This window comes from Aeromonas sp. QDB56, from assembly GCF_027705505.1.
Classification (GTDB): domain Bacteria; phylum Pseudomonadota; class Gammaproteobacteria; order Enterobacterales; family Aeromonadaceae; genus Aeromonas; species Aeromonas caviae.
Map to the genome: position 1 here is coordinate 37,602 of NZ_JAPDBZ010000008.1, position 21,010 is coordinate 58,611.

Consider the following 21,010-nt stretch of genomic DNA (forward strand, 5'->3'; position numbering starts at 1 on the left):
ATGCCGCGTCGCTCGATTCTCTCGGCTACGGAGCGCGACACCTTGCTTGCGTTGCCGGAAAGCCAGGATGACCTGATCCGCTACTACACCTTCAACGACTCCGACCTGTCGCTGATCCGCCAGCGGCGCGGCGACGCCAACCGCCTGGGCTTCGCGGTGCAGCTCAGCCTGCTGCGCTACCCCGGCTATGCGTTGGGCACCGACAGCGAGCCGCCCGAGCCGGTCATCCAGTGGGTGGCCAAGCAAGTTCAGGCCGACCCGGCGAGTTGGTTGAAGTACGGCGAACGCGACGTGACTCGCCGCGAGCACGCCCAGGAACTGCGCACCTACCTACAACTGGCCCCGTTCGGCCTGTCCGACTTCCGCGCCCTGGTGCGCGAGCTGACCGAGTTGGCCCAGCAGACCGACAAGGGCTTACTGCTGGCCGGTCAGGCCCTGGAGAGCCTGCGACAGAAGCGGCGCATTCTGCCGGCGTTGAGCGTAATTGATCGAGCTTGTTCGGAGGCCATTGCGCGGGCCAATCGCCGAGTCTACCGCGCCCTGGTCGAACCACTCACGGACTCGCATCGGGCCAAGCTGGACGAGCTGTTGAAGCTCAAGGCCGGCAGCAGCATCACCTGGTTGACCTGGCTGCGACAGGCACCGCTGAAACCGAACTCCCGCCACATGCTCGAACACATCGAGCGGCTGAAGACATTTCAGCTGGTGGACTTGCCCGAAGGCCTGGGCCGACACATCCACCAGAACCGCCTGCTCAAGCTGGCCCGCGAGGGTGGGCAGATGACGCCCAAAGACCTCGGCAAGTTCGAGCCGCAGCGACGCTACGCGACCCTGGCCGCCGTGGTGCTGGAGAGCACCGCGACGGTGATTGATGAGTTGGTCGATCTGCACGACCGTATCCTGGTCAAGCTGTTCAGCAGCGCGAAGCACAAGCATCAGCAGCAGTTCCAGAAGCAGGGCAAGGCGATCAACGACAAGGTGCGCCTGTACTCGAAGATCGGCCAGGCTCTGCTGGAAGCCAAGGAAAGCGGTAGCGATCCCTATGCCGCCATTGAGGCGGTGATTCCCTGGGACGAGTTCACCGAGAGCGTCAGCGAGGCCGAGCTGCTGGCCCGGCCGGAAGGCTTCGACCATCTGCACCTGGTCGGCGAGAACTTCGCCACTCTGCGCCGTTACACGCCGGCCTTGCTGGAGGTGCTGGAACTGCGCGCTGCCCCGGCTGCGCAAGGCGTGCTGGCAGCCGTGCAGACCCTGAGCGAGATGAACGCCTACAACCTGCGCAAGGTGCCGGCCGATGCGCCCACCGCCTTCATCAAGCCGCGCTGGAAGCCGCTAGTGATAACCCCGGAAGGCCTCGACCGGCGCTTCTACGAAATCTGCGCCCTGTCCGAGCTGAAGAACGCGCTGCGCTCCGGTGACATCTGGGTCAAGGGCTCGCGGCAGTTCCGCGACTTCGACGACTACCTGCTGCCGGCAGAGAGGTTCGCCGCGCTCAAGCATGCGCAGGCTCTGCCCCTGGCGATCAACCCGAACAGCAACCAGTACCTGGAAGAGCGCTTGCAGCTGCTGGACGAGCAGCTGGCCACCGTCACCCGCCTGGCCAAGGACAACGAGCTGCCCGATGCCATCCTCACCGAGTCCGGGCTGAAGATCACCCCGCTGGATTCCGCGGTGCCCAATACCGCGCAGGCGCTGATCGACCAGACCAGCCAGTTGCTGCCGCGCATCAAGATCACCGAACTGCTGATGGACGTGGACGACTGGACGGGCTTCAGCCGCCACTTCACACACCTGAAGGACGGTGCCGAGGCCAAAGACCGGACATTGCTGCTGTCAGCGATCCTGGGCGATGCAATCAACCTCGGGCTGACCAAGATGGCCGAGTCGAGCCCCGGCCTGACCTACGCCAAGCTGTCCTGGCTGCAAGCCTGGCACATCCGAGACGAAACCTACTCGGCGGCCCTGGCCGAGCTGGTCAACCACCAGTACCGTCATACCTTCGCCGCTCACTGGGGCGACGGCACGACCTCTTCTTCCGATGGCCAGCGCTTCCGGGCGGGTGGTCGAGGCGAAAGCACCGGCCACGTCAACCCGAAGTACGGCAGCGAGCCGGGGCGGCTGTTCTACACCCACATCTCCGACCAGTACGCACCGTTCAGCACCCGCGTGGTGAATGTCGGCGTGCGCGACTCTACCTATGTGCTCGACGGTCTGCTGTACCACGAGTCCGACTTGCGGATCGAGGAGCACTACACTGACACGGCTGGCTTCACCGATCATGTCTTCGCCCTGATGCACCTGCTGGGCTTCCGCTTCGCACCGCGCATCCGCGACCTCGGAGAAACCAAGCTGTATGTTCCGAATAGCGTCCAGGACTACCCGACATTGCGCCCAATGGTTGGCGGCACCCTGAACATCAAGCACGTCCGCGCCCATTGGGACGACATCCTGCGCCTGGCCAGCTCGATCAAGCAGGGCACGGTCACCGCCTCGCTGATGCTGCGCAAGCTCGGCAGCTATCCGCGCCAGAACGGCCTGGCCGTGGCCCTGCGCGAGCTGGGCCGGATCGAGCGCACGCTTTTCATCCTCGATTGGTTGCAAAGCGTCGAGCTGCGCCGGCGCGTGCATGCTGGACTGAACAAGGGCGAAGCCCGCAACTCCCTGGCCAGGGCGGTGTTCTTCAACCGCCTCGGCGAGATCAGGGATCGGAGCTTCGAGCAGCAGCGCTACCGGGCCAGTGGCCTCAACCTGGTGACGGCCGCCATCGTGTTGTGGAACACGGTGTACTTGGAGCGCGCCACCCAGGCGATGGGCGATGCGGGGAAGTCGGTGGATGGTGAGCTGCTGCAATACCTGTCGCCGCTGGGGTGGGAGCACATCAATCTGACCGGCGATTATGTCTGGCGGCAGAGCCGCAGGCTGGAGGACGGGAAGTTTCGGCCGCTAAGGCTGCCCGGAAAACCTTAGCGTACGATTTTTTCCGTTTTCTCTATTCGCCCCAACAACCCCGCCAACCCGGATGCCCACTACCGCTCCACCGGCCCCGAGATCTGGCGCCAGAGCGGCGGGGCGGTCACTCACTTCGTCTCGGCCATGGGCACCACGGGCACCATCATGGGGGTCTCCCGCTACCTCAAGGAGCAGAACCCGGCGGTGGCGGTGATCGGCCTGCAACCGGCCGAGGGGAGCCAGATCCCCGGCATTCGCCGCTGGCCCGAGGCCTACCGGCCCGCCATCTTCGAGCCTGCGCGGGTCGATGGGGTGCTGGATGTGACACTGGAAGAGTCCCTCGTCATGATGCGCCGCCTGGCGCGGGAGGAGGGGATCTGCTGCGGTGTCAGCTCGGGTGGCGCCGTGGCCGGGGCCTTGCGGGTGGCGGCAGAGATCGGGCAGGGGGTGGTGGTGGCGATCATCTGCGATCGGGGGGATCGCTACCTCTCCACCGGGGTCTTCACCCCCGATGCCTGACGGGCAAGGGCCCGTTACTCCCAGACTCGCTCCAGCAGGACCAGCAACTGGTCCCTGTCCGCATCCTTGCGGTTGTAGAGCAGGGCGCCATCGTTGATGGCGAGATCCCGGATCCCGGGCAGCAGCGCCTTGTCGGTGAGGCCCGCCTCCCGCAGGGTGCGGGGCAGCTTGACCGTCTGCCACAGGGTATCGCGCAGTGCCTGCAACGCCTCGATGGTGGCCTGGGGTCTCCCCTCGGCCGGGGTCGCGGCAAAGCGCTCCGGCCCCACCAGGGGCAGCAGCAGGCGGGCGAGCTCGGGGTCGATGCCGGGCCGGTTGTAGTCGAGCACGGTGGGCAGGAAGAGGTTCATACAGAGGCCATGGGGCAGGTGGCAGCGCGCCCCCAGACTGTGGCCGAGGGCGTGCACCAGCCCCACCATGGAGTTGGAAAACGCCATGCCCGCCAGGGTGGAGCCCTCTGCCAGTTGCAGCCGCAGGCCCTTGTCCGTCGGGTGGGCCAGCACCCTGGGCAGGGCGGTGGCAATCTTCTCCACCGCCATCAGGGCCAGGGCGTCACTGACCGGGTTCTTGCCGTTGCCGATGAAGGCCTCGATGGCGTGGGTCATGGCATCCATGGCGGTGGCAGCGGTGATGGGCAGCGGCAGCCCCAGGGTGAAGCGGGGATCCAGCACCGCCAGCCGGGGCAGCAGGAAGGGGGAGGTGAAGGGCACCTTGCGCCCGCTCCCTTCATCCTTGATCACCGCCACCAGGGTCACTTCGGAGCCGGTCCCCGCCGTGGTGGGGACCACCGCCAAGGGGTTGAGGGGATGGGTCAGGCAATCCGCACCGGCATAGTCGAGCAGCCGTTCGCCCCCCAGGGTCGCCAGTATGTTCACCGCCTTGGCGGTGTCGATGACGGAGCCGCCGCCAAGGGCTAGCAGGCTGTCACAGCCCAGCTCCCGGTAGTGGCGGGCGATCCGCTCCACCACGGCGGTGGAGGAGTCTGCCGGGATCTCGTCCCAGATGGCGGCGACCGGCAAGGCCCCTTCGGCCATCACACCGGCCAGCAGGGTGGCGAGCCCGCTGCCGCTGACCCCCTTGTCGGTGAGCAGCAGCGGGCGGCCAGCCCCCAATCCCCTCAAGGCATCCGGCAACTGCTCCAGTGCCTGCTCCCCTGCCATCAGCTTGACCGGGCAGAAAAAATCGTAATAACGGCTCATCCCGTTCTCCTCGTGTTCAACCGGTCAGCAGACCCAGATAGATGTGGCAGGCCCGCGCGAGCTTGCGATGCGGGTCCGGGTAGTGGCGAAGCAGGGGCCGCGCGATGAAGGCGGGCAGGATCAGGCTCTGCAACTGCTCAAGCGCCCGCACCAGGTGCATGGCCGCGTCGAGATCCCCCTCCACCAGCAGCCGGTTTTCGCAAAAGGCCTGGTTGATGCCGAGGCGAAAGCTGAGGGCGCGAAAGGCGACGGCGGGGTGCTTGAAGCGCACCCGCAGGAGGTGGTGGCCGTCATGGGCACAGGTCGAGTGCGCCCTGCCAGCCTCCTCACCGCAGTGCCAGCGCCCCGCGAACTTGTAGAGACTCAGCCCCCGGGTCATGCCGTTTACCTCGAGCCTGATGGTGAGGCCGTCCGGCAGGGGGGCAAGCTCGCGGCGCACCGCCTCGTCGACCCGGGCGGCGCGGCACAGGGTGCGGCCGATGATCCAGAGCAGGCTGCCAATCCAGAGGCGTCTGCCGGTGGCAAGCAGGGCGTCAGGGCGCATGGGAACCTCCGCTGATGGCGGACCAGAAGAGGGTGAAGGCGCTCTCCTGCCAGTGGGGGTCTTCTCCCAGTTCAGGCTGATCGACAAAGAGGGAGGCGCAGGCCAGAAACTGGCCCTGGCACACCTCCAGCATCAGGGCAGGCGGGGCCGACATCAGCTCGCCGCTGGCCTGGCCCCGGGCGAGCAGGCTCGGCAGAAAATGCAGGGTCTCCGCCAGGATCTGGCTGCGCAGGGGGCGGGCCAGCAGGGGGGAGTGGAAAAAGCCCAGCACGAACCTGAGCTCACGGGGGTGGGCCTGCATCCAGCCCATGGCCTGGTGCCAGTAGTGGCGGGCCTGCGCCTGGAGCGGCAGGGCGGCATCGGCCTCGGTGATGGCGGCGCCAAGGCGCAGCTTGATGTCCTGGTAGAGGCACTGGATCAGCACCTCCTTGCTGGGAAAGTGATGAAACAGGGTGCCATTGGCCACCCCGGCCGCCTTGGCGATGCGGGCGGTGGCGGCGCCCTGCAGGCCATCCTCCGCGCACAGGGCCAGGGCGGCATCCAGGATCTGGCGGCGTTTGTCGGTCATGGTTTCTCGCATCTCGCCTCCTAGCGCAGGAACAGGGCCATCATCAGCCGCTGGTACCAGCGCCGATAGGGGGGGTGAATGAGGGAGCCTGTGCTGAAGCGCCCGCGGCGCAGCACGGTCTTGGCCTTGGAGAAGGTGAGAAACCCCTCGCGGCCGTGATAGTGGCCCATGCCGGAGGGACCGATGCCGCCGAAGGGGGCATCGTCCGCCGCCACCTGGAACAGGCTCTCGTTGATGGCCATGCCCCCGGCGTGGGTCTCCCGAATGAGGCGGCGCTGCAGCGTCTCGTCCAGGCTCATGAGATAGAGCGCCAGGGGGCGGGGCCGGGCCACCACATAGGCCAGGGCCTCCTCGATGTCGTCATAGGGCACCAGGGGCAGCAGGGGGCCGAAGATCTCCTGCTGCATCACTTGGCAGTGGCCGGGTACCTCGGTCAGCAGGTGGGGCACCAGTTTGCGGGTGGCGTCATCCCGGGCGGGCGTGACGCAGGGGTGGGTCTGGGCGCCGGCCTGCCTCGCCTCTTCCAGCCAGGCGGTGAGCCGCTCGTACTGGGGAGCGTTGATGATGGCGCCATAATCCGGGCTCTCGAGCCCTTTGGGGTAGAGGCGGCGAAAATGGGCCTGATAGGCCTCGATGAAGGCCTGCTCCTGCCCCCTCGGCAGCAGCACGTAGTCGGGGGCCACGCAGATCTGGCCGGCGTTGAGGCTCTTGCCGAAGATCATCCGCTCCACCGCCAGGGCCAGGGGCATGTCGGGGGCGATGAGACAGGGGCTCTTGCCGCCGAGCTCCAGGGTGAGGGGGGTGAGCTGGGGGGCGGCCGCGGCCATCACCAGCCGACCCACCGCCGTGGAGCCGGTGAAGATGAGATGGTCGAAGGGGAGGGCGCTGAAGGCGGCCGCGATCTCCGCATCCCCCTCGATGACCACCACCTCGTCACCGCAGAGGGCCTCATCGAGCAGGGAGCGCAGCACGGCGTTGGTGTGAGGGGTGAACTCGGAGAGCTTGATCATGGCGCGGTTGCCGGCGGCGAGGGCGCCGATGAGGGGCCCGAGGCTCAGCATCACCGGGAAATTCCAGGGCACCATGATGCCGACCACGCCGAGGGGCTGATAGTGCACCTCGACCCTGGCGGGGGCCAGCAGCAGGCCGGAATGACGGCGCTCCGGTTTCATCCACCCCTTGAGCCGTTTCAGGGTGTAGTTGATCTGCATGACGCAGGGGAGCACATCGGCGATCAGGCTGTCGTAGTCGCTACGCAGGCCATAGTCCCGGGCCAGGGCCTGACACAGTGCCTGCTTGTGGTGCAGCAGCCCCTGCTTGAGGGCGTCAAGTCTGGCGAGGCGGGACGCCAGATCCGGCATGGGGGTGGCCTGGCTGGCCTGCCTGAGCCGATGCAGCTGCTCGGGGAGGGAGAACTTGTCCGGTGAGGCGGGGGTGACGGTGGTGTCCATGGCATGCTCCGCACGAAAAGTGACCGACTGATTAGTCGGTCCAAATCTAGCGATTCGTTGCCGACTTGTAAACCGGGTGAGGGCAGAGGGTGGCTGCCAGTGGGCAGCGTTGCCCGGAACTGTGTCCGGGCTCCCATTTTTGAGGCATCCGGATTGGTCTTCTATCTAATAAGGGGTAATTGTGGGGCACCAACTCGGAGGGAGAACCGCACATGACCAGGGAATTGCATAGCCTGCTGGCCCGGCTGGATGACGTGATCGCGCGCATGCCGGACAGTTTCAACACCTATGAGTTTGCCCAGAAGCTGGCGCTGCAACATCAGCAGGAGTATTTCGCCGCGGGCCACTCCCTGGCGGGCCAGGAGAAGAACCTGCTGCGCCTGCTCCACGAGAAGATTGCCCTGGCGCTGGCGAGCCATGAGGACGTCATCGAGGGGGCCCTGCTGCCCTGCATGACCCCCTGGGGAGAGCGCGCCACCTCGCCCCGCTGGCACCGCAAGCACTGACCCGGCAACAACATGAAAAGGCCCCGAGGGGTCTTTTCATGTTTGGGGTCGCACCTACTGGACCAGCCTGCGGGCCTGCCAGTAGCGGCTGTTCCAGTAGACGTTGTCGAGGCGCGAGCGGATCACGCCCTTGCTGGTGGAGGCGTGGATGAACTCACCTGCCCCGGTGTAGACCCCGACGTGGTACTGCTGCCAGCCGGTCTTGAAGAAGACCAGGTCCCCGTGCTGGAGACGGTATCTGTCCACCGGGCGGCCGAGGCTCGCCTGGGATTCCGTGGTGCGGGGCAGGGTGAAGCCCAGCACCTGGCTGTAGGCGAGCTGGGTGAAGGCGGAGCAGTCGAGACCGGCGCGGCTGGTACCGCCCATGCGATAGGGCACGCCGCGCCACTGCTGATAGAAGTTGTCGAATGCGCCGCTCTGGCGCACGGGAGGGGGAGGCTCCGGCGTGCTGGAGCAGGCGGCGAGAAGCAGGGCCAGCAGGGGAAGCAGCAAGGTGCGAAACATCTCAACTCCTTGATAGGGCACGGGGTTCATCATAGACGATGATCCTGCCTGGAACCTGAATGACAACGGCATTGAGGAGTGGCCGCCTGTGGGGGCAGCCACTGGATCACCCCGCCGGTTTGGGGGTAATGAGCGGCGTCAGCAGCTCGGCAATCTTGTAGAAGGTCTGTACCCGGGTGGTGCTGGGGCGCCACACCAGGCCTATCTCCCGATAGGGTTTCTCACCGGGCAGGGGAATGGCCACCAGGTCCGTGTTGTCGAGGATGCCCGCATCTATGGCCATCTGGGGCAGGAAGGTGGTGCCAAGACCGGCCCCTACCATCTGCACCAGGGTGTGCAGACTGGTGGCGGCGAACGGGTTGATCTTGCTCTTGTCCCGCAGCCGACAGGCGCTCACCGCGTGCTCCGTCAGGCAGTGCTCCCGCTCCAGCAGGAAGATGCTCTGGTTGGGCAGCTCCTTGTAGTCGAACGGCATGTGCAGGCCCGCCGCCATGTGGGAGGGCATCACCATGTGGAAGGGATCCTGGCCGACGGTCTTGCTGTGGAAGCCGCCGATCTCCACCGGCAGCGCCAGGATCAGCAGATCGAGCTGCCCCTGCTCCAGCTGCTTGAGCAGATTGGTGGTGGTGTCTTCCCGCAGCAGCAGCTCCAGATCCGGATAGGCCTTGCCGCACACCTGCAGCAGCTTGCTCAGCAGGAAGGGGGCGATGGTGGGGATGCAGCCCAGGCGCACCGTGCCGTGCATGACGCCCCCCTGCTGCTGCCCCAGTTCCATCAGATCCCGGGCGTCGGAGAGCAGGTTGCGCGCCCGCGCCACGATTTCCATGCCGACCGGCGTCATGATGAAGCTCTTGTGATCCCGCTCTACCAGTTGCAGGTTCATCATGTCCTCCAGGGTCTGGATCCCGGTACTCAGGGTCGACTGGCTGACATGGCAGGCCTTGGCGGCGCGGTTGAAATTCTTGTGCTCGTCCAGAGCGACCAGATACTGGAGCTGCTTCAGGCTGGGCCAACGTTGCATAGGAGAAACCCGATCGATGCTATCTATTTGATTTGATTAATCTACCATCGAGAGGCACCGTTGTCGCCGACAAATCGGTGCCCCCTGGCAGGCGCACTGCTTCACGCACATGGGGGCCTGCGCCGATGAGCTGGCGACCCCTGATGCGTCAGGAGCTTATCCCCTTGTGCCGCGCCATTGAAGGGGCGCCGCCATGGGATGTGACGGGGATCGGCCTTCCGGCGGGGCGCCCTGCGCGCAGGAGCGGCCATAAAAAAACGCGCCGGTGGGCGCGTTTTTGCAGAAGGGGGACGGACTATTCGTCGAAGATACCGAAGTGATCCTTGGCGAAGTTGACCCGCTGCTCCACGTTCATCTTGACCTGACCCAGCTTCTCGATGGTCTTGAGGTTGGGCACCAGGCCGCGACCGTTGGCGATCTGGATGGCAAGGCCCGGACGGGCGTTGAGCTCCAGCAGCATGGGGCCGCGGAACTTGTCCAGCACCATGTCGGTCCCGATGTAGCCAAGACCGGACATCTCGTAGCAGGAGGCCGCCAGGTTGAGCAGGGTGTCCCAGTGGGGCACCTTCAGATCATAGAGATCCAGGCCGGTGTCCGGGTGGTGGCGCAGCGGGTTGCCAAACTGCACCGCCCGCAGGGCGCGGCCGGTGCGCAGGCACAGGCCCACCCCCACGGCGCCCTGGTGCAGGTTCGCCTTGCCATCGGAAGCCGAGGTCGAGAGGCGCATCATAGCCATCACCGGGAACCCCTTGAAGATGATCACCCGGGCATCGGGGACCCCTTCGAAGGAGTAGCCGTCGAACACGTCGTCGAAGTTGATGAGCCCTTCCACCAGCGCCACGTCGGGCTTGCCGCCGAGGGAATAGAGCCCCGCCAGGATGTTGGAGACATGGCGCTCCAGATCCTGGCCGTTGGCGGCGCTGCCGTTGGGCTTGTAGAAGAGGCCGTCCTCCTGGCGGAGGATCACCAGGATCCCCTTGCCGCCGGAGCCGCGGGCCGGCTTGATGCAGAAGCCCGGCCAGTCCTTCACCAGCTCGGTGATGCGAGTCACGTCGTGCTGCTCGCGGATGGTGCCGATGAGTTCAGGCACCGTCACCCCCGCATCCAGCGCGATGCGCTTGGTCTTGAGCTTGTCATCCACCAGCGGATAGAGGCGGCGCGGGTTGTAGCGGCTGATATAGGAGTGGTTGCGCTTGTTCATGCCGAGGATGCCTGCCTGGGACAGGCTCCACGGACTGGTGTATTTCTGCCAGAACCACATCTGTTACTTGTCCTTACCCGGGGTGGCACCAGACTTCATCTCGTCCACCAGCGGCTTGAAGCGCTTGAGCTCGCTCAGCTTGTAGCCGGTGTAGTTACCCATCAACAGCACGGTCGCCATCAGCACCAGCTGCAGGCCGAGGAAGTTGAAGGTGAGGTGACGAATGAGCTCGTTGTCCATGGCCAGGTAGGCGATGACCGCCACCAGCAGGGAGCCGCCGCCCTGGCGGAACACCTCTTTGGGACCCTCTTCTTCCCACAGGATGGACATGCGTTCGATGGTCCAGGAGAGGATGATCATCGGGAAGAAGGTGATCTTCATGCCGTCGGTCAGCCCCAGCTTGAAGGCGAACGCCGAGAAGATGCCGATCATCGAGATCACCATGATGATGATCGCCGATATCCGGGCGACCAGCAGCAGGTTCAGCCTCGAGAGGTAGGAGCGGATCACCAGGCCGGTGCCGACGATCAGCAGGAAGCCGATGAGGCCGGTGACCAGCGAGGTCTGGATGAAGGCGACCGCGATCAGCACCGGCATGAAGGTGCCGGAGGTCTTGATCCCCACGATGACCCGCAGGAACACCACCATCAGCACGCCGATGGGGATGAGCAGCAGACCCTTGAACAGGGCTTGCTCTTCCAGGGGCAGGCTGTGGATGGAGAAGTTCATCATCTCGGATTTTTCGAACTTCTGGGCCAGGGCCACGTTGACCGGTTGCTCCTGCTCGATCATCGAGAAGGTGACGCGGGAGTTGTGACCGCCGGTGACGTCCAGGAGGGCGCCGGAGTTGTACTCCCACAGCAGCAGGTTGGCCGGTTGACCCTGTTCACCGCTTTGCGGGTTGAACAGCTTGTAGTCGGTCGGGCTGTTGAAGACCTGCAGGTAATCCACCAGCTCCTGACGGCGGCGGCCATCTTCCAGACTGAGGGCGTGAACCACCCGGGCCGGGACGTCCGCGTTGTTGAGCAGCTCGGCAATCAGATTGGCGCGGCTCTTGTGGGACTTGAGCAGCTCGGCGTTCTGTTCCTGCTTCTCGATCTCCTTGATGATCTCGCGGGTCAGGGTGTAGCCGTCGGCGGAGCGCTCCTGGGCGCGCTCCAGGATTTGCTTCATGGCCGTGGCGTAGGGCTCGCTCTCGATCTGCTTCTCGATGGCGGGCGGCTGCGGGTTGGCGGCGGGCTTGGCATGGGCATCGGCCATCATGTCGACCCGGTAGTAAAGCTCCTGACGGCCGGAGGCGGTGCGGATGGACCACTCGGCGCGGGCATCCCCATCTTTTTCCACGAACGACAGGCCATAGCCCGGGCTCGCGGCGTTCTCGTTCATCAGGGTGAAGCCGGGCTGGGTGCCCGGAATGGCCAGGGAGGCGATCACCGGCTCGCCGGTGGCCTCGAACTCGAGCTTGGCTTCGATGGACCAGATCTGGCGCTTTTCACCCGGCGTGAGCGGGACGTCCAGCGCGATGTGATGATAGAAGGTCATCCCCAGGCCGACGATGTAGAGCAGGGCGACCAGCAGATAGAACGGCTTACGGGAAACCATGGATTATTTCACATCCTTGAGCTTGGGTTTGGGTTGGATATATTCGCGGGCCACGTCGACCACGGCGATGTCTTTGAGGAATTCACGGCCCAGCAGCACGGGGAAGGTCATGTCGCTGCGGTCCTTCAGGGTAAATTCGGCCTTCTCGGTCATGTCGCCGATGCGCACGGCGAGGCGGACCACGGGGCGACGGTCGAGATCGTCGGCGGAAGCCTGACGGACCCGCACGTGACGCACCAGGGGCGCTTCAATCTGGATCTTGTCGTCCATCTCCTGGTGGCTCAGGAAGAAGCGCACCCAGTTCTTGCCGTTGCGCTCGAAGATGGTGATCTCCTGGGCGCTGATGGAGGAGGTAGTTGCGCCGGTGTCGACCCGGGCCTGGAAGGCGTCGTTGGCGGCGTCAACCCAGATCCACTCCGCTTCACCCACCAGCAGCTTGCCATCGACGGTGTGGCCCTGGCTCGGCGCCGGGCACTTCTCGGCGGGAATGGGCATGGCCTTGGGCGGCTCGGGAGGCAGGGTAGCCAGCTTGCTGTCGACTTTCTTCACGGACTCTTTCATGTTGGTGACATCGGTGTTGAGCTGAACCAGCAGGTGCTGTTGCTGCACATACTGCTTCTGTTGCTGTTCCATGGATGTTTGCAGACGTTGCTCGCTCAACGAGATCTCGTTGCGCAGCTCGGCCAGCGTCAGGGTCGGGGCCGGGGGGGCTTTTTCCATACTGACACACCCGCCGAGACTGAGCAGGGAGAGCAGGGTCATTCCTTTTAATTTGCTTTTCATGTCATTCATTTAACTGTGCTTCCTGGAATTGGGTCAGTGTAACTTCCACAGCCGCCATCGGCTAGTCTTTGGCCTTTCTGGCGATCAGTACGGCACGTTTGGGTGCCGGGTATCCTTCGACCGTGAGTGCAGGATTGTGTGGATCCAGATAGTCACTCAGGGACTCGTTAATCATCCAGTCGGTACGACGCTGTTCGTCGGTGCTGGTCATATTCTCGTCGACGATGCGCACCTCGGTGAACCCGCAGCGCTCGACCCAGCGTGTGAGGGCCGCGCTCGAGGGGAGGAACCAGACGTTGCGCATCTTGCCGTAGCGATCGGAGGGCATCAGCACCTGGTTTTCGTCGCCGTCCACCACCAGGGTCTCGAGCACCAGCTCCCCATCGTCTTTGAGCTGGTTGCGCAACTGCTCGATGTGCTCGATGGGGGACTTGCGATGATAGAGCACCCCCATGGAGAAGACGGTGTCAAAGGCCCGCAGATCCGGCAGCTCCTGGATACCGAGGGGCAGCAGGTGGGCGCGCTGGTCGTTGCCTGCGAAGTGGCGAATGGCTTCGAACTGGCAGAGGAACAGCGGGCTCGGGTCGATGCCGACCGCCAGTTTCGCCCCTTCCCCCACCATGCGCCAGAGGTGGTAGCCGCTGCCGCAGCCCACGTCCAGCACGTAGCGGCCCTGGAGCGGGCTGATGTGGGGCAGCACCCGATCCCACTTCCAGTCGGAGCGCCACTCGGTGTCGATGTGGATGCCGTGCACATGGAAGGGGCCCTTGCGCCAGGGCATGAGCTGGCGCAACAGGCTCTCGGTCTTCTTGCGCTCACCCTCTCCCAGGCTATCGGAGCCGCCGATGGCGACCCGCTCTTTGAGCTCGATCCGGCCGGGGGCCACGACGGGCAGCTTGGCGAGGGCGCGGTTCCAGCGCGGCAGATCCCCGTGCAGGTTGTCGTGCTGCCAGGCGTGCAGCTGGGCGGGCAGGGTGTGCAGCCAGTGGCTCAACCGGTTCTTGGCGATCAGTTGATAAAAATGGGCGAAATCGATCATGGCTTAGTTGGTGTCGCTGGCTTTGATGGCAATCATGGAGCCGAAGTTGAAGCACTGGAACCAGAGGTCCAGGTGGGTGAAGCCGGCGTCCCGCAGGCGCGCCTGATGGACCGCCAGGGTGTCGGTACGCATCACGTTCTCAAGGGCGGTGCGCTTCTGGCTGATTTCCAGCTCGCTGTAGCCGTTGGCCCGCTTGAAGTCGAGGTGCAAGTCGATGAGCAGCTCGTTGACCTGCTCGTCATCGAAGCGGAACTTCTCGCTCAGGATAAGGATGCCGCCGGGGCGCAGGCCGTCAAAGATGCGCGCGATGAGGGCGGCCCGCTTCTCGGGGGCGACGAACTGCAGGGTGAAGTTGAGCACCACCACGGAGGCGTTCTCGATGGGGATGTCGCAGATGTCCGCCTCGATGAGTTCCACCGGCACCTCGGACTTGAAGCCCGAGAGGTGAGCGCGGGCCCGCTCGATCATGGGGTGGGAGAGATCCACCGCCGTGATCTGGCAGCCGGGCTGGGTGACGTGGCGGCGCATGGCCTGGGTCGCGGCGCCGAGGGAGCAGCCGAGATCGTAGAGGCGGCTCTGGGGCTGGGCGTAGCGGGCGGCCATCATGCCGATGGCGGAGATGATGTTGCTGTAACCGGGCACCGAGCGCTGGATCATGTCGGGGAAGACGTCGACGACCTGCTCGTCAAAGCAGAAGTCTCCCAGACGGGCGATAGGGGCGGCAAAAATCTGATCGTGCATGCTGACGCAACCTGACAGCCGGTGTGGTGGGCGGCTGTTTTATTCAATTGAATCTTGGGTGGACGGGCATCGAAATGGCGTCGTCACCGGTTGACGAACGGGGTGGCTTGCTCCGGGATCCTTCGGGCTGCCCCTGTTCGCAACGGGCCATGGTCCGGGCCCTCAGGGTGCCGGGCTGGGGTGGGCAACGCATTGCCATGCACCCAGGCCCGGGACCTTACTTGGGGCGCTAGTGTAGAGGAAAGGCGGGCGTTTGTCTTGACGCCAACCCCGGTGGGACCACAAAAAAAGCGGCTTTTTTTGGGGACGGAGAAGGGGCGGGGAGGGGGCCGCTCAAAAGGGCAGCACCCCCTGGCGGGCGCGATCGTTTTCTCCTGGCCAGGGGGCCATCTCCTGGCCGAGCAGGCGGCTGATCTGCCGTGCGAGTTCGGGGGCCTGGGCATTGTCAGCGGTGTGGACAAAGAGGTAGAGATCCTTGCCCTCCTGGAGCCATCGTTTCCAATGTGGCAACCATGGTGGCAAAAATGGGTGATTGTCCTCGATTTGAGGCAAACCAATCAGGCGCACCACCGGGGCACCCCCCGTGGCCAGCAGATGGACCGGCAACCTGGGTTTCTTGCCCTGGGCATCGATCATGGCGGCCGTGGTGGCGGGCACCGAGAAGAGCGGTCGGCTGTCGAGCATGATGCGATTGATGTCCCGCGCCATCAGCATCCGGTTGAGGGCCCGTTCCGCCTCCCCCTTGGCGAAGAAATCGGGGTGGCGCACCTCGAGGGCATAGGTGAAATCCTGGGGCAGCCGCGCGAAGAAGGCATCCAGACGGGCCAGCCCCTCTGGCCCGAAGCGGGCGGGCAGTTGCAGCTTGAGCAGCCCCAGCTTGTCATGCAGGGGGGCCAGCAGGCGGATGAAGGCCGTCACCTGTTTGTCCGCGCTCACCAGATCGCTCTGGTGGCTGATCTCCTTGGGAAACTTGAAGCTGAAGCGAAAGTGGTCGGGGACCGCATCAGCCCAGCGCTGCACCGTCTCCGGGGTCGGTGAGGCGTAGAAGGTGGTGTTGCCCTCCACGGAGTTGAACACCCGGGCATAGTCGGCGAGGTGCTCGGCGGGCCTGGCATTCATCCCCAGCAACTGGCCGGGCCAGGCCGGGTGTGACCACTGGGGCAGGCCCAAATAGAGGCTCATGATGGTTCCTGTCGGCAGGTTGGCGCACTTTTGCCCTCCTTTTTGCGCCAGAACAACAAAAAACAGGGTAAAGGGGGCTGCGGGCCATTTTACCCAAATGGAGGTTTTCCTCTATAATGCCAACCCTTTTGTTTGCCACATTGTCGTAATGCGCGCGACCGAGCCCCCGGGTGACGATGATCGCGGCCCGGCAGTGGCCAGACAACGACGCCAGCCGATACCCCGGCGCCCACTCGTCATCCCGGTCGGGATCGGGGGCATGCCTGGGGCGGCGGCAAGAATCCGGCTCGGGGAGCCGGATGACCCGAGACAGATTTCAAACCGGGCAAGAAGCAGGATCTGGCCAGCTGTGAGACAGACGGTGCTTGCCAGTCGTGCCCGGCGACCCAGGATGAACCGTCTCTCTACCATTTCGAAGGAAGAAGTCCATGCGCTCTATCTATTGCGGACAGGTCAATGAGGCCCATGCCGGGCAGACCATTACATTGTGCGGTTGGGTCCATCGTCGTCGTGATCTCGGCGGCCTCATCTTTATCGACATGCGCGACCGCGAGGGCATCGTGCAGGTGTTCTTCGATCCGGACAAGCCGGACGCCTTTGCCCTGGCCTCCGAGCTGCGCGGCGAGTTCTGCATCCAGGTGACCGGCGTGGTGCGTACCCGCCCCGACTCCCAGCGCAACAGCGACATGGCCACCGGTGCCATCGAGGTGTTCGCCCACGAGCTGACCATCATCAACCGTGCCGAGCCGCTGCCCCTTGACTTCAACCAGGTCAACAGCGAAGAGGTGAGCCTCAAGTACCGCTACCTGGATCTGCGTCGCCCCGAGATGGCCAAGTACCTGAAGACCCGTGCCAAGGCCAGTGCCTTCGTGCGCCGCTTCATGGACGAGCACGGCTTCCTCGACATCGAGACCCCGATGCTGACCAAGGCGACCCCGGAAGGGGCCCGTGACTACCTGGTGCCGAGCCGCGTGCACAAGGGCAAGTTCTACGCCCTGCCGCAGTCCCCCCAGCTGTTCAAGCAGTTGCTGATGATGTCCGGCTTCGACCGCTACTACCAGATCGTCAAGTGCTTCCGCGACGAAGACCTGCGTGCCGACCGCCAGCCGGAATTCACCCAGATCGACGTGGAGACCTCCTTCATGACCGCGCCCCAGGTGCGTGAAATCATGGAAGAGATGATCCGCAAGCTCTGGCTGCACATCCTGAACGTGGACCTGGGTGACTTCCCCATCATGACCTTCGACGAGGCCATGCGCCGCTTCGGCTCCGACAAGCCGGACCTGCGCCTGCCGATGGAGCTGGTGGACGTGGCAGATCTCTTGACCGAGGTGGAGTTCGCCGTGTTCGCCGGTCCTGCCAAGGATCCGAAAGGCCGTGTGGCGGCCCTGAAGGTACCGGGTGGCGCGGAGCTGTCCCGCAAGCAGATCGACGAGTACACCAAGTTCGTCGGCATCTACGGTGCCAAGGGCCTGGCCTGGATGAAGGTCAACGACGCGGCCAGCGGCCTCGAGGGCGTGCAGTCCCCGGTGGCCAAGTTCCTCTCTGACGCCATCGTGCGCGAGATCCTGGCCCGCACCGGCGCGATGGATGGCGACATCATCTTCTTCGGCGCCGACTCCAAGAAAGTGGTGTGCGACGCCATGGGCGCCCTGCGCCTCAAGGTGGGCCGCGATCTGGGTCTGGTGGAGAACGTCTGGAAGCCGCTCTGGGTCATCGACTTCCCCATGTTCGAGGAAGACGGCGAAGGCGGTCTGGCGGCCATGCACCACCCCTTCACCGCCCCGAGCAACCTGGGCCCGAGCGAGCTGAAAGCGAACCCGGTGGGCGCTTACGCCAACGCCTACGACATGGTGATCAACGGCTACGAAGTGGGTGGCGGCTCTGTGCGTATCCACAACAGCGAGATGCAGGCCACCGTGTTCGACATCCTGGGGATCACCCCGGACGAGCAGCGCCTGAAGTTCGGCTTCCTGCTGGATGCCCTGAAATACGGCACCCCGCCCCACGCCGGCCTGGCGTTTGGTCTGGACCGCCTCAGCATGCTGCTGACTGGCACCGACAACATCCGGGATGTCATCGCCTTCCCGAAAACCACGGCGGCCGCCTGTCTGATGACGGACGCCCCGAGCTTTGCCAACCCGACCCAGCTGGGCGAGCTGGCGATTGCGACCACCGTCAAAGACGAGTCGGTGTTTAAAGGCAACAAATAAGAAAGGGACTGGCCGCTAATGCGGTCAGCCCAATAATTCTCTAATTGATTGAAATATAACGGAGAGTCCCTATGGCAGGTCACAGTAAATGGGCCAACATCAAACACCGCAAGGCGGCGCAAGACGCCAAGCGCGGCAAGATCTTCACCAAGCTGATCCGCGAAATCACCACCTCCGCGCGTCTGGGTGATGCGGATCCTGCCAACAACCCCCGCCTGCGTGCGGCGGTAGCGGCAGCCCTGACCAGCAACATGACCCGCGACACCATCAACCGCGCGATCGCCCGTGGGGCCGGCGGCGGTGACGGCGAGCAGCTCGAGACCATCGTGTACGAAGGGTACGGCCCGGCCGGTTCCGCCGTCATGGTGGAGTGCTTGACCGACAACCGCAACCGTACCGTGGCCGAAGTGCGTCACGCCTTCAGCAAGTGCGGCGGCAACCTGGGGACCGACGGCTCCGTGGCCTATCTGTTCACCAAGAAGGGGGTGCTGACCTTCGTGGGCGCCGATGAAGACGCCCTGATGGACGCCGCGCTGGAAGCCGGTGCCGACGACGTGGTGACCGAAGAAGATGGCACCATAGAGGTCTACACCACCCCGAACGACTTCGGCACCGTGCTGGACGGTCTGGAAGCTGCCGGCTTCAAGCCCGAGAGCGCCGAAGTGACCATGATCCCCTCCACCGAGGCGGAACTGGATGCCGAGACCGCGCCCAAGCTGATGCGCCTCATCGACATGCTGGAAGATCTGGACGATGTGCAGGAGGTGTACCACAACGGCTCCATCTCCGACGAGATCGCCGCGACCCTGTGATCCCCCAGGGCAAGGGGAGGGCGACCACAACGGTCCTCTGCCCTGGCTCCGACGAGATCGCCGCGACCCTGTGATCCCCCAGAGCAAGAGGGAGGAGGCCATAACGGTCCTCTTCCCTGGCTCCGGCGAGATCGCCGGCCTCTCGCGACCCTGTTCAGGTTCGCGAACACACAGGTGCGACACCTTGTTTACCTTCGCAAAAACGGCAGCCCGGGCTGCCGTTTTTTTATGTGCCAGACCGCGCACCTCCCCTTGTGGTTCGATTTCCTCTCTTAATGTTCGCTTAAGTTTGCCGTCCTAGGATGACCCCGTATCTGGATCTCCCTGGCTCTTGTCCTGTTTTTCAGGGCCGAGTGTCGGGATGGTCACCACGAAGCCTGCTGGCAGGTTGTTAGTTCCACTGGTTTGTCGGAGTCTCTCTATGCGTCTCACTCTGGGAGTGATGAAGGTCAATCTGTTGCTGGTGCTGCTGTTTGCACTGGTCTTCAACTGGCCCATTTTCCTGCACTTTTATCGCATTCTCAGCGCCCTTGAACACGTCAAGGCGGGGTTTGTCCTTTCCATTCCCCTGGTACTGGTGGCGGCCCTCAACGCGGTGTTCCTGCCCTTTACCTTCCGTTATCTGCTCAAGCCCTTTTTCGCCTTGCTCATCCTGACCGGCTCCCTGGTCAGCTACGCCATGCTCAAGTACGGGGTGATCTTCGACATGGGCATGATGCAGAACATCATCGAGACCAACAGCGGGGAGGCGGGCTCCTACCTCAACGGCTCCGTGGTGCTCTGGTTCCTGCTGACCGGCCTGCTGCCGGTGCTGGTCCTGCTGTGGGTGAAGATTGAGTACCCCCGTCCCTGGTACAAGGGACTGGGTCTGCGCCTCGGTTCCATCGCCCTCTCCTTGCTGTTTCTGATGGGGGCTGCCGCCCTCTATTACCAGGATTACGCCTCGGTCGGGCGCAACAACAAGTCCCTCGGCAAGGAGATAGTGCCCGCCAACTATGTGCATGGGCTCTACAAGTACGCCCGGGATGTGGTCTTCGCCACTCCCATTCCCTACCAGCAGATCGGCACCGATGCCAGGGTGATCGGCCAGCATGAGAAGCCGACCCTGATGTTCCTGGTGGTGGGGGAGACGGCCCGCAGCCAGAACTACTCCCTCAACGGCTACGAGAAGGAGACCAACGGCTTCACCGAGAAGGAGGCCAATGTGGTCTCGTTCAGGAACGTGCGCTCCTGCGGCACCGCCACGGCGCTCTCCGTGCCCTGCATGTTCTCGAACATGACCCGGCGCGGCTATGACGAGGCCAGGGCCCAGTCCCAGGACGGCTTGCTGGACGTGCTGCAACATGCCGGGATCTCGGTGCTCTGGAAGGAAAACGACGGCGGCTGCAAGGGGGTGTGCAAAAACGTCCCCACCATCGAGATTGAGCCCAAGGCATTCCCCGCATACTGCTCCGGCAATGCCTGTCATGACGAGGTGCTGTTGCAGGGGCTGGATCAGCAGATCGCCGACATGCAGGGCAAGCAGGGCAGCAAGCTGGTGGCCTTCCACCTGATGGGCAGCCACGGTCCGACCTACTATCGCCGCTACCCGGCCGCCGATCGCGTCTTCCTGCCGGACTGCCCGCGCAGCGACATCGAGAACTGCAGCAACGAAGAGCTGGTGAACACCTATGACAACACCATCCGCTACACCGACAAGGTGCTGGCCCAGCTCATCGACAAGCTCAAGAGCCTGGAGAGCCAGTACAACGTGGGGCTGGTCTATCTGTCGGATCACGGCGAATCCCTCGGCGCCATGGGGCTCTATCTGCACGGCACCCCCTACAAGTTCGCACCGGACGATCAGACCCGGGTGCCGCTCCTGACCTGGTTCTCTCCCCAGTTGCAGGCAGACCGTCAGCTCAATCTGGATTGCCTGCAACAGGAGGCAGCCAGCAAGCGCTTCTCCCACGACAACCTGTTTCACTCCATGCTCGGCATCATGGACGTGCAGACCCAGGTCTATGACGGCAAGCTGGATCTGTTCAAACCGTGCCGGGCAGGGTGAACCACGGCGTCCGATTACGCCGCTACGGGGCTAATCGAACCTACGCTCTGTTCAAACTTTGTAGAGCGGGGTGAACCGGCGATAACAGACCATAAAAAAACGGCAGCCACTGGCTGCCGTTTTCGTATC

Annotated in this window: 17 protein-coding genes and 1 pseudogene; 6 read left to right on the plus strand and 12 right to left on the minus strand. The window is 64.1% G+C overall.

Going from position 1 to position 21,010, the window contains the following annotated elements:
• The gene (locus OKB81_RS02510; RefSeq protein ID WP_161508000.1) at positions 1-2,967 is read left to right on the plus strand and encodes a Tn3 family transposase; all 2,967 of its coding nucleotides are present in this window, start codon (positions 1-3) and stop codon (positions 2,965-2,967) included.
• A gap of 33 nt (positions 2,968-3,000) precedes the next feature.
• Positions 3,001-3,468, plus strand: a pseudogene (locus OKB81_RS02515) (pyridoxal-phosphate dependent enzyme); the annotation flags it as partial.
• Between the two features lie 14 nt (positions 3,469-3,482).
• Here OKB81_RS02515 and OKB81_RS02520 read toward each other — a convergent pair.
• Genes OKB81_RS02520 through OKB81_RS02535 form a run of 4 tightly spaced genes read right to left on the minus strand, consistent with a single transcriptional unit; the run spans position 3,483 to position 7,230 of the window.
• Positions 3,483-4,667 carry an iron-containing alcohol dehydrogenase gene (locus OKB81_RS02520; protein ID WP_270662093.1) on the minus strand — a complete coding sequence of 395 codons (1,185 nt, stop codon included), beginning with the start codon at positions 4,665-4,667 and terminating at the stop codon, positions 3,483-3,485.
• Between the two features lie 16 nt (positions 4,668-4,683).
• A complete protein-coding gene (locus OKB81_RS02525) occupies positions 4,684-5,211 on the minus strand; it encodes a hypothetical protein (protein WP_041215547.1) in 528 nt (175 codons plus the stop codon).
• Positions 5,201-5,791: a TetR/AcrR family transcriptional regulator gene (locus OKB81_RS02530; RefSeq protein WP_160836858.1), complete on the minus strand. Its 591-nt coding sequence runs from the start codon at positions 5,789-5,791 to the stop codon at positions 5,201-5,203. Before OKB81_RS02530 ends, OKB81_RS02525 begins: the two co-directional genes overlap by 11 nt.
• Positions 5,792-5,799: 8 nt before the next feature.
• Positions 5,800-7,230 (minus strand): coniferyl aldehyde dehydrogenase, encoded by a 1,431-nt coding sequence (locus OKB81_RS02535; RefSeq protein WP_160836856.1) that lies wholly within the window; start codon positions 7,228-7,230, stop codon positions 5,800-5,802.
• A 212-nt stretch (positions 7,231-7,442) separates the two neighbouring features.
• On the opposite strand from OKB81_RS02535, the gene OKB81_RS02540 reads away from it, so the two are divergent.
• Positions 7,443-7,736, plus strand: a complete 294-nt coding sequence (locus OKB81_RS02540) for a hypothetical protein (RefSeq protein ID WP_041212706.1) — start codon at positions 7,443-7,445, stop codon at positions 7,734-7,736.
• A gap of 54 nt (positions 7,737-7,790) precedes the next feature.
• Here the strand turns inward: OKB81_RS02540 and OKB81_RS02545 are convergent, their stop codons facing one another.
• The 8 genes from OKB81_RS02545 to OKB81_RS02580 all read right to left on the minus strand — a co-directional run bounded on the left by OKB81_RS02545 (position 7,791) and on the right by OKB81_RS02580 (position 15,809).
• A complete protein-coding gene (locus OKB81_RS02545) occupies positions 7,791-8,240 on the minus strand; it encodes a C40 family peptidase (protein WP_029314241.1) in 450 nt (149 codons plus the stop codon).
• A gap of 106 nt (positions 8,241-8,346) precedes the next feature.
• Positions 8,347-9,261, minus strand: coding sequence for a hydrogen peroxide-inducible genes activator (locus OKB81_RS02550; protein ID WP_010674086.1), 915 nt, complete (start codon positions 9,259-9,261; stop codon positions 8,347-8,349).
• Positions 9,262-9,556: 295 nt separating this feature from the next.
• Positions 9,557-10,522 carry an alpha-L-glutamate ligase-like protein gene (locus tag OKB81_RS02555; protein WP_039039849.1) on the minus strand — a complete coding sequence of 322 codons (966 nt, stop codon included), beginning with the start codon at positions 10,520-10,522 and terminating at the stop codon, positions 9,557-9,559.
• A 3-nt stretch (positions 10,523-10,525) separates the two neighbouring features.
• Positions 10,526-12,064 (minus strand): inactive transglutaminase family protein, encoded by a 1,539-nt coding sequence (locus tag OKB81_RS02560; RefSeq protein WP_010674088.1) that lies wholly within the window; start codon positions 12,062-12,064, stop codon positions 10,526-10,528.
• 3 nt (positions 12,065-12,067) lie between these two features.
• Complete coding sequence (locus OKB81_RS02565; protein ID WP_042882005.1) at positions 12,068-12,856, minus strand: ATP-dependent zinc protease family protein; 789 nt, start codon at positions 12,854-12,856, stop codon at positions 12,068-12,070.
• 52 nt (positions 12,857-12,908) lie between these two features.
• On the minus strand, positions 12,909-13,886 hold the full coding sequence (gene cmoB / locus OKB81_RS02570; protein ID WP_160836854.1) for a tRNA 5-methoxyuridine(34)/uridine 5-oxyacetic acid(34) synthase CmoB: 978 nt from the start codon (positions 13,884-13,886) through the stop codon (positions 12,909-12,911).
• A gap of 3 nt (positions 13,887-13,889) precedes the next feature.
• Positions 13,890-14,627, minus strand: a complete 738-nt coding sequence (gene cmoA / locus OKB81_RS02575; protein ID WP_042017352.1) for a carboxy-S-adenosyl-L-methionine synthase CmoA — start codon at positions 14,625-14,627, stop codon at positions 13,890-13,892.
• A 333-nt stretch (positions 14,628-14,960) separates the two neighbouring features.
• Complete coding sequence (locus OKB81_RS02580) at positions 14,961-15,809, minus strand: DUF72 domain-containing protein (protein ID WP_270662084.1); 849 nt, start codon at positions 15,807-15,809, stop codon at positions 14,961-14,963.
• Positions 15,810-16,237: 428 nt separating this feature from the next.
• Here OKB81_RS02580 and aspS point away from each other — a divergent pair, with 428 nt between their 5' ends.
• The 3 genes from aspS (at position 16,238) to OKB81_RS02595 (ending at position 20,881) form a co-directional block, all read left to right on the plus strand.
• On the plus strand, positions 16,238-18,022 hold the full coding sequence (gene aspS / locus OKB81_RS02585) for an aspartate--tRNA ligase (protein ID WP_160836850.1): 1,785 nt from the start codon (positions 16,238-16,240) through the stop codon (positions 18,020-18,022).
• Positions 18,023-18,093: 71 nt separating this feature from the next.
• A complete protein-coding gene (locus tag OKB81_RS02590) occupies positions 18,094-18,834 on the plus strand; it encodes a YebC/PmpR family DNA-binding transcriptional regulator (protein ID WP_010674094.1) in 741 nt (246 codons plus the stop codon).
• 421 nt (positions 18,835-19,255) lie between these two features.
• A complete protein-coding gene (locus OKB81_RS02595; protein ID WP_160836848.1) occupies positions 19,256-20,881 on the plus strand; it encodes a phosphoethanolamine transferase in 1,626 nt (541 codons plus the stop codon).
• Positions 20,882-21,010: the final 129 nt, after the last annotated feature.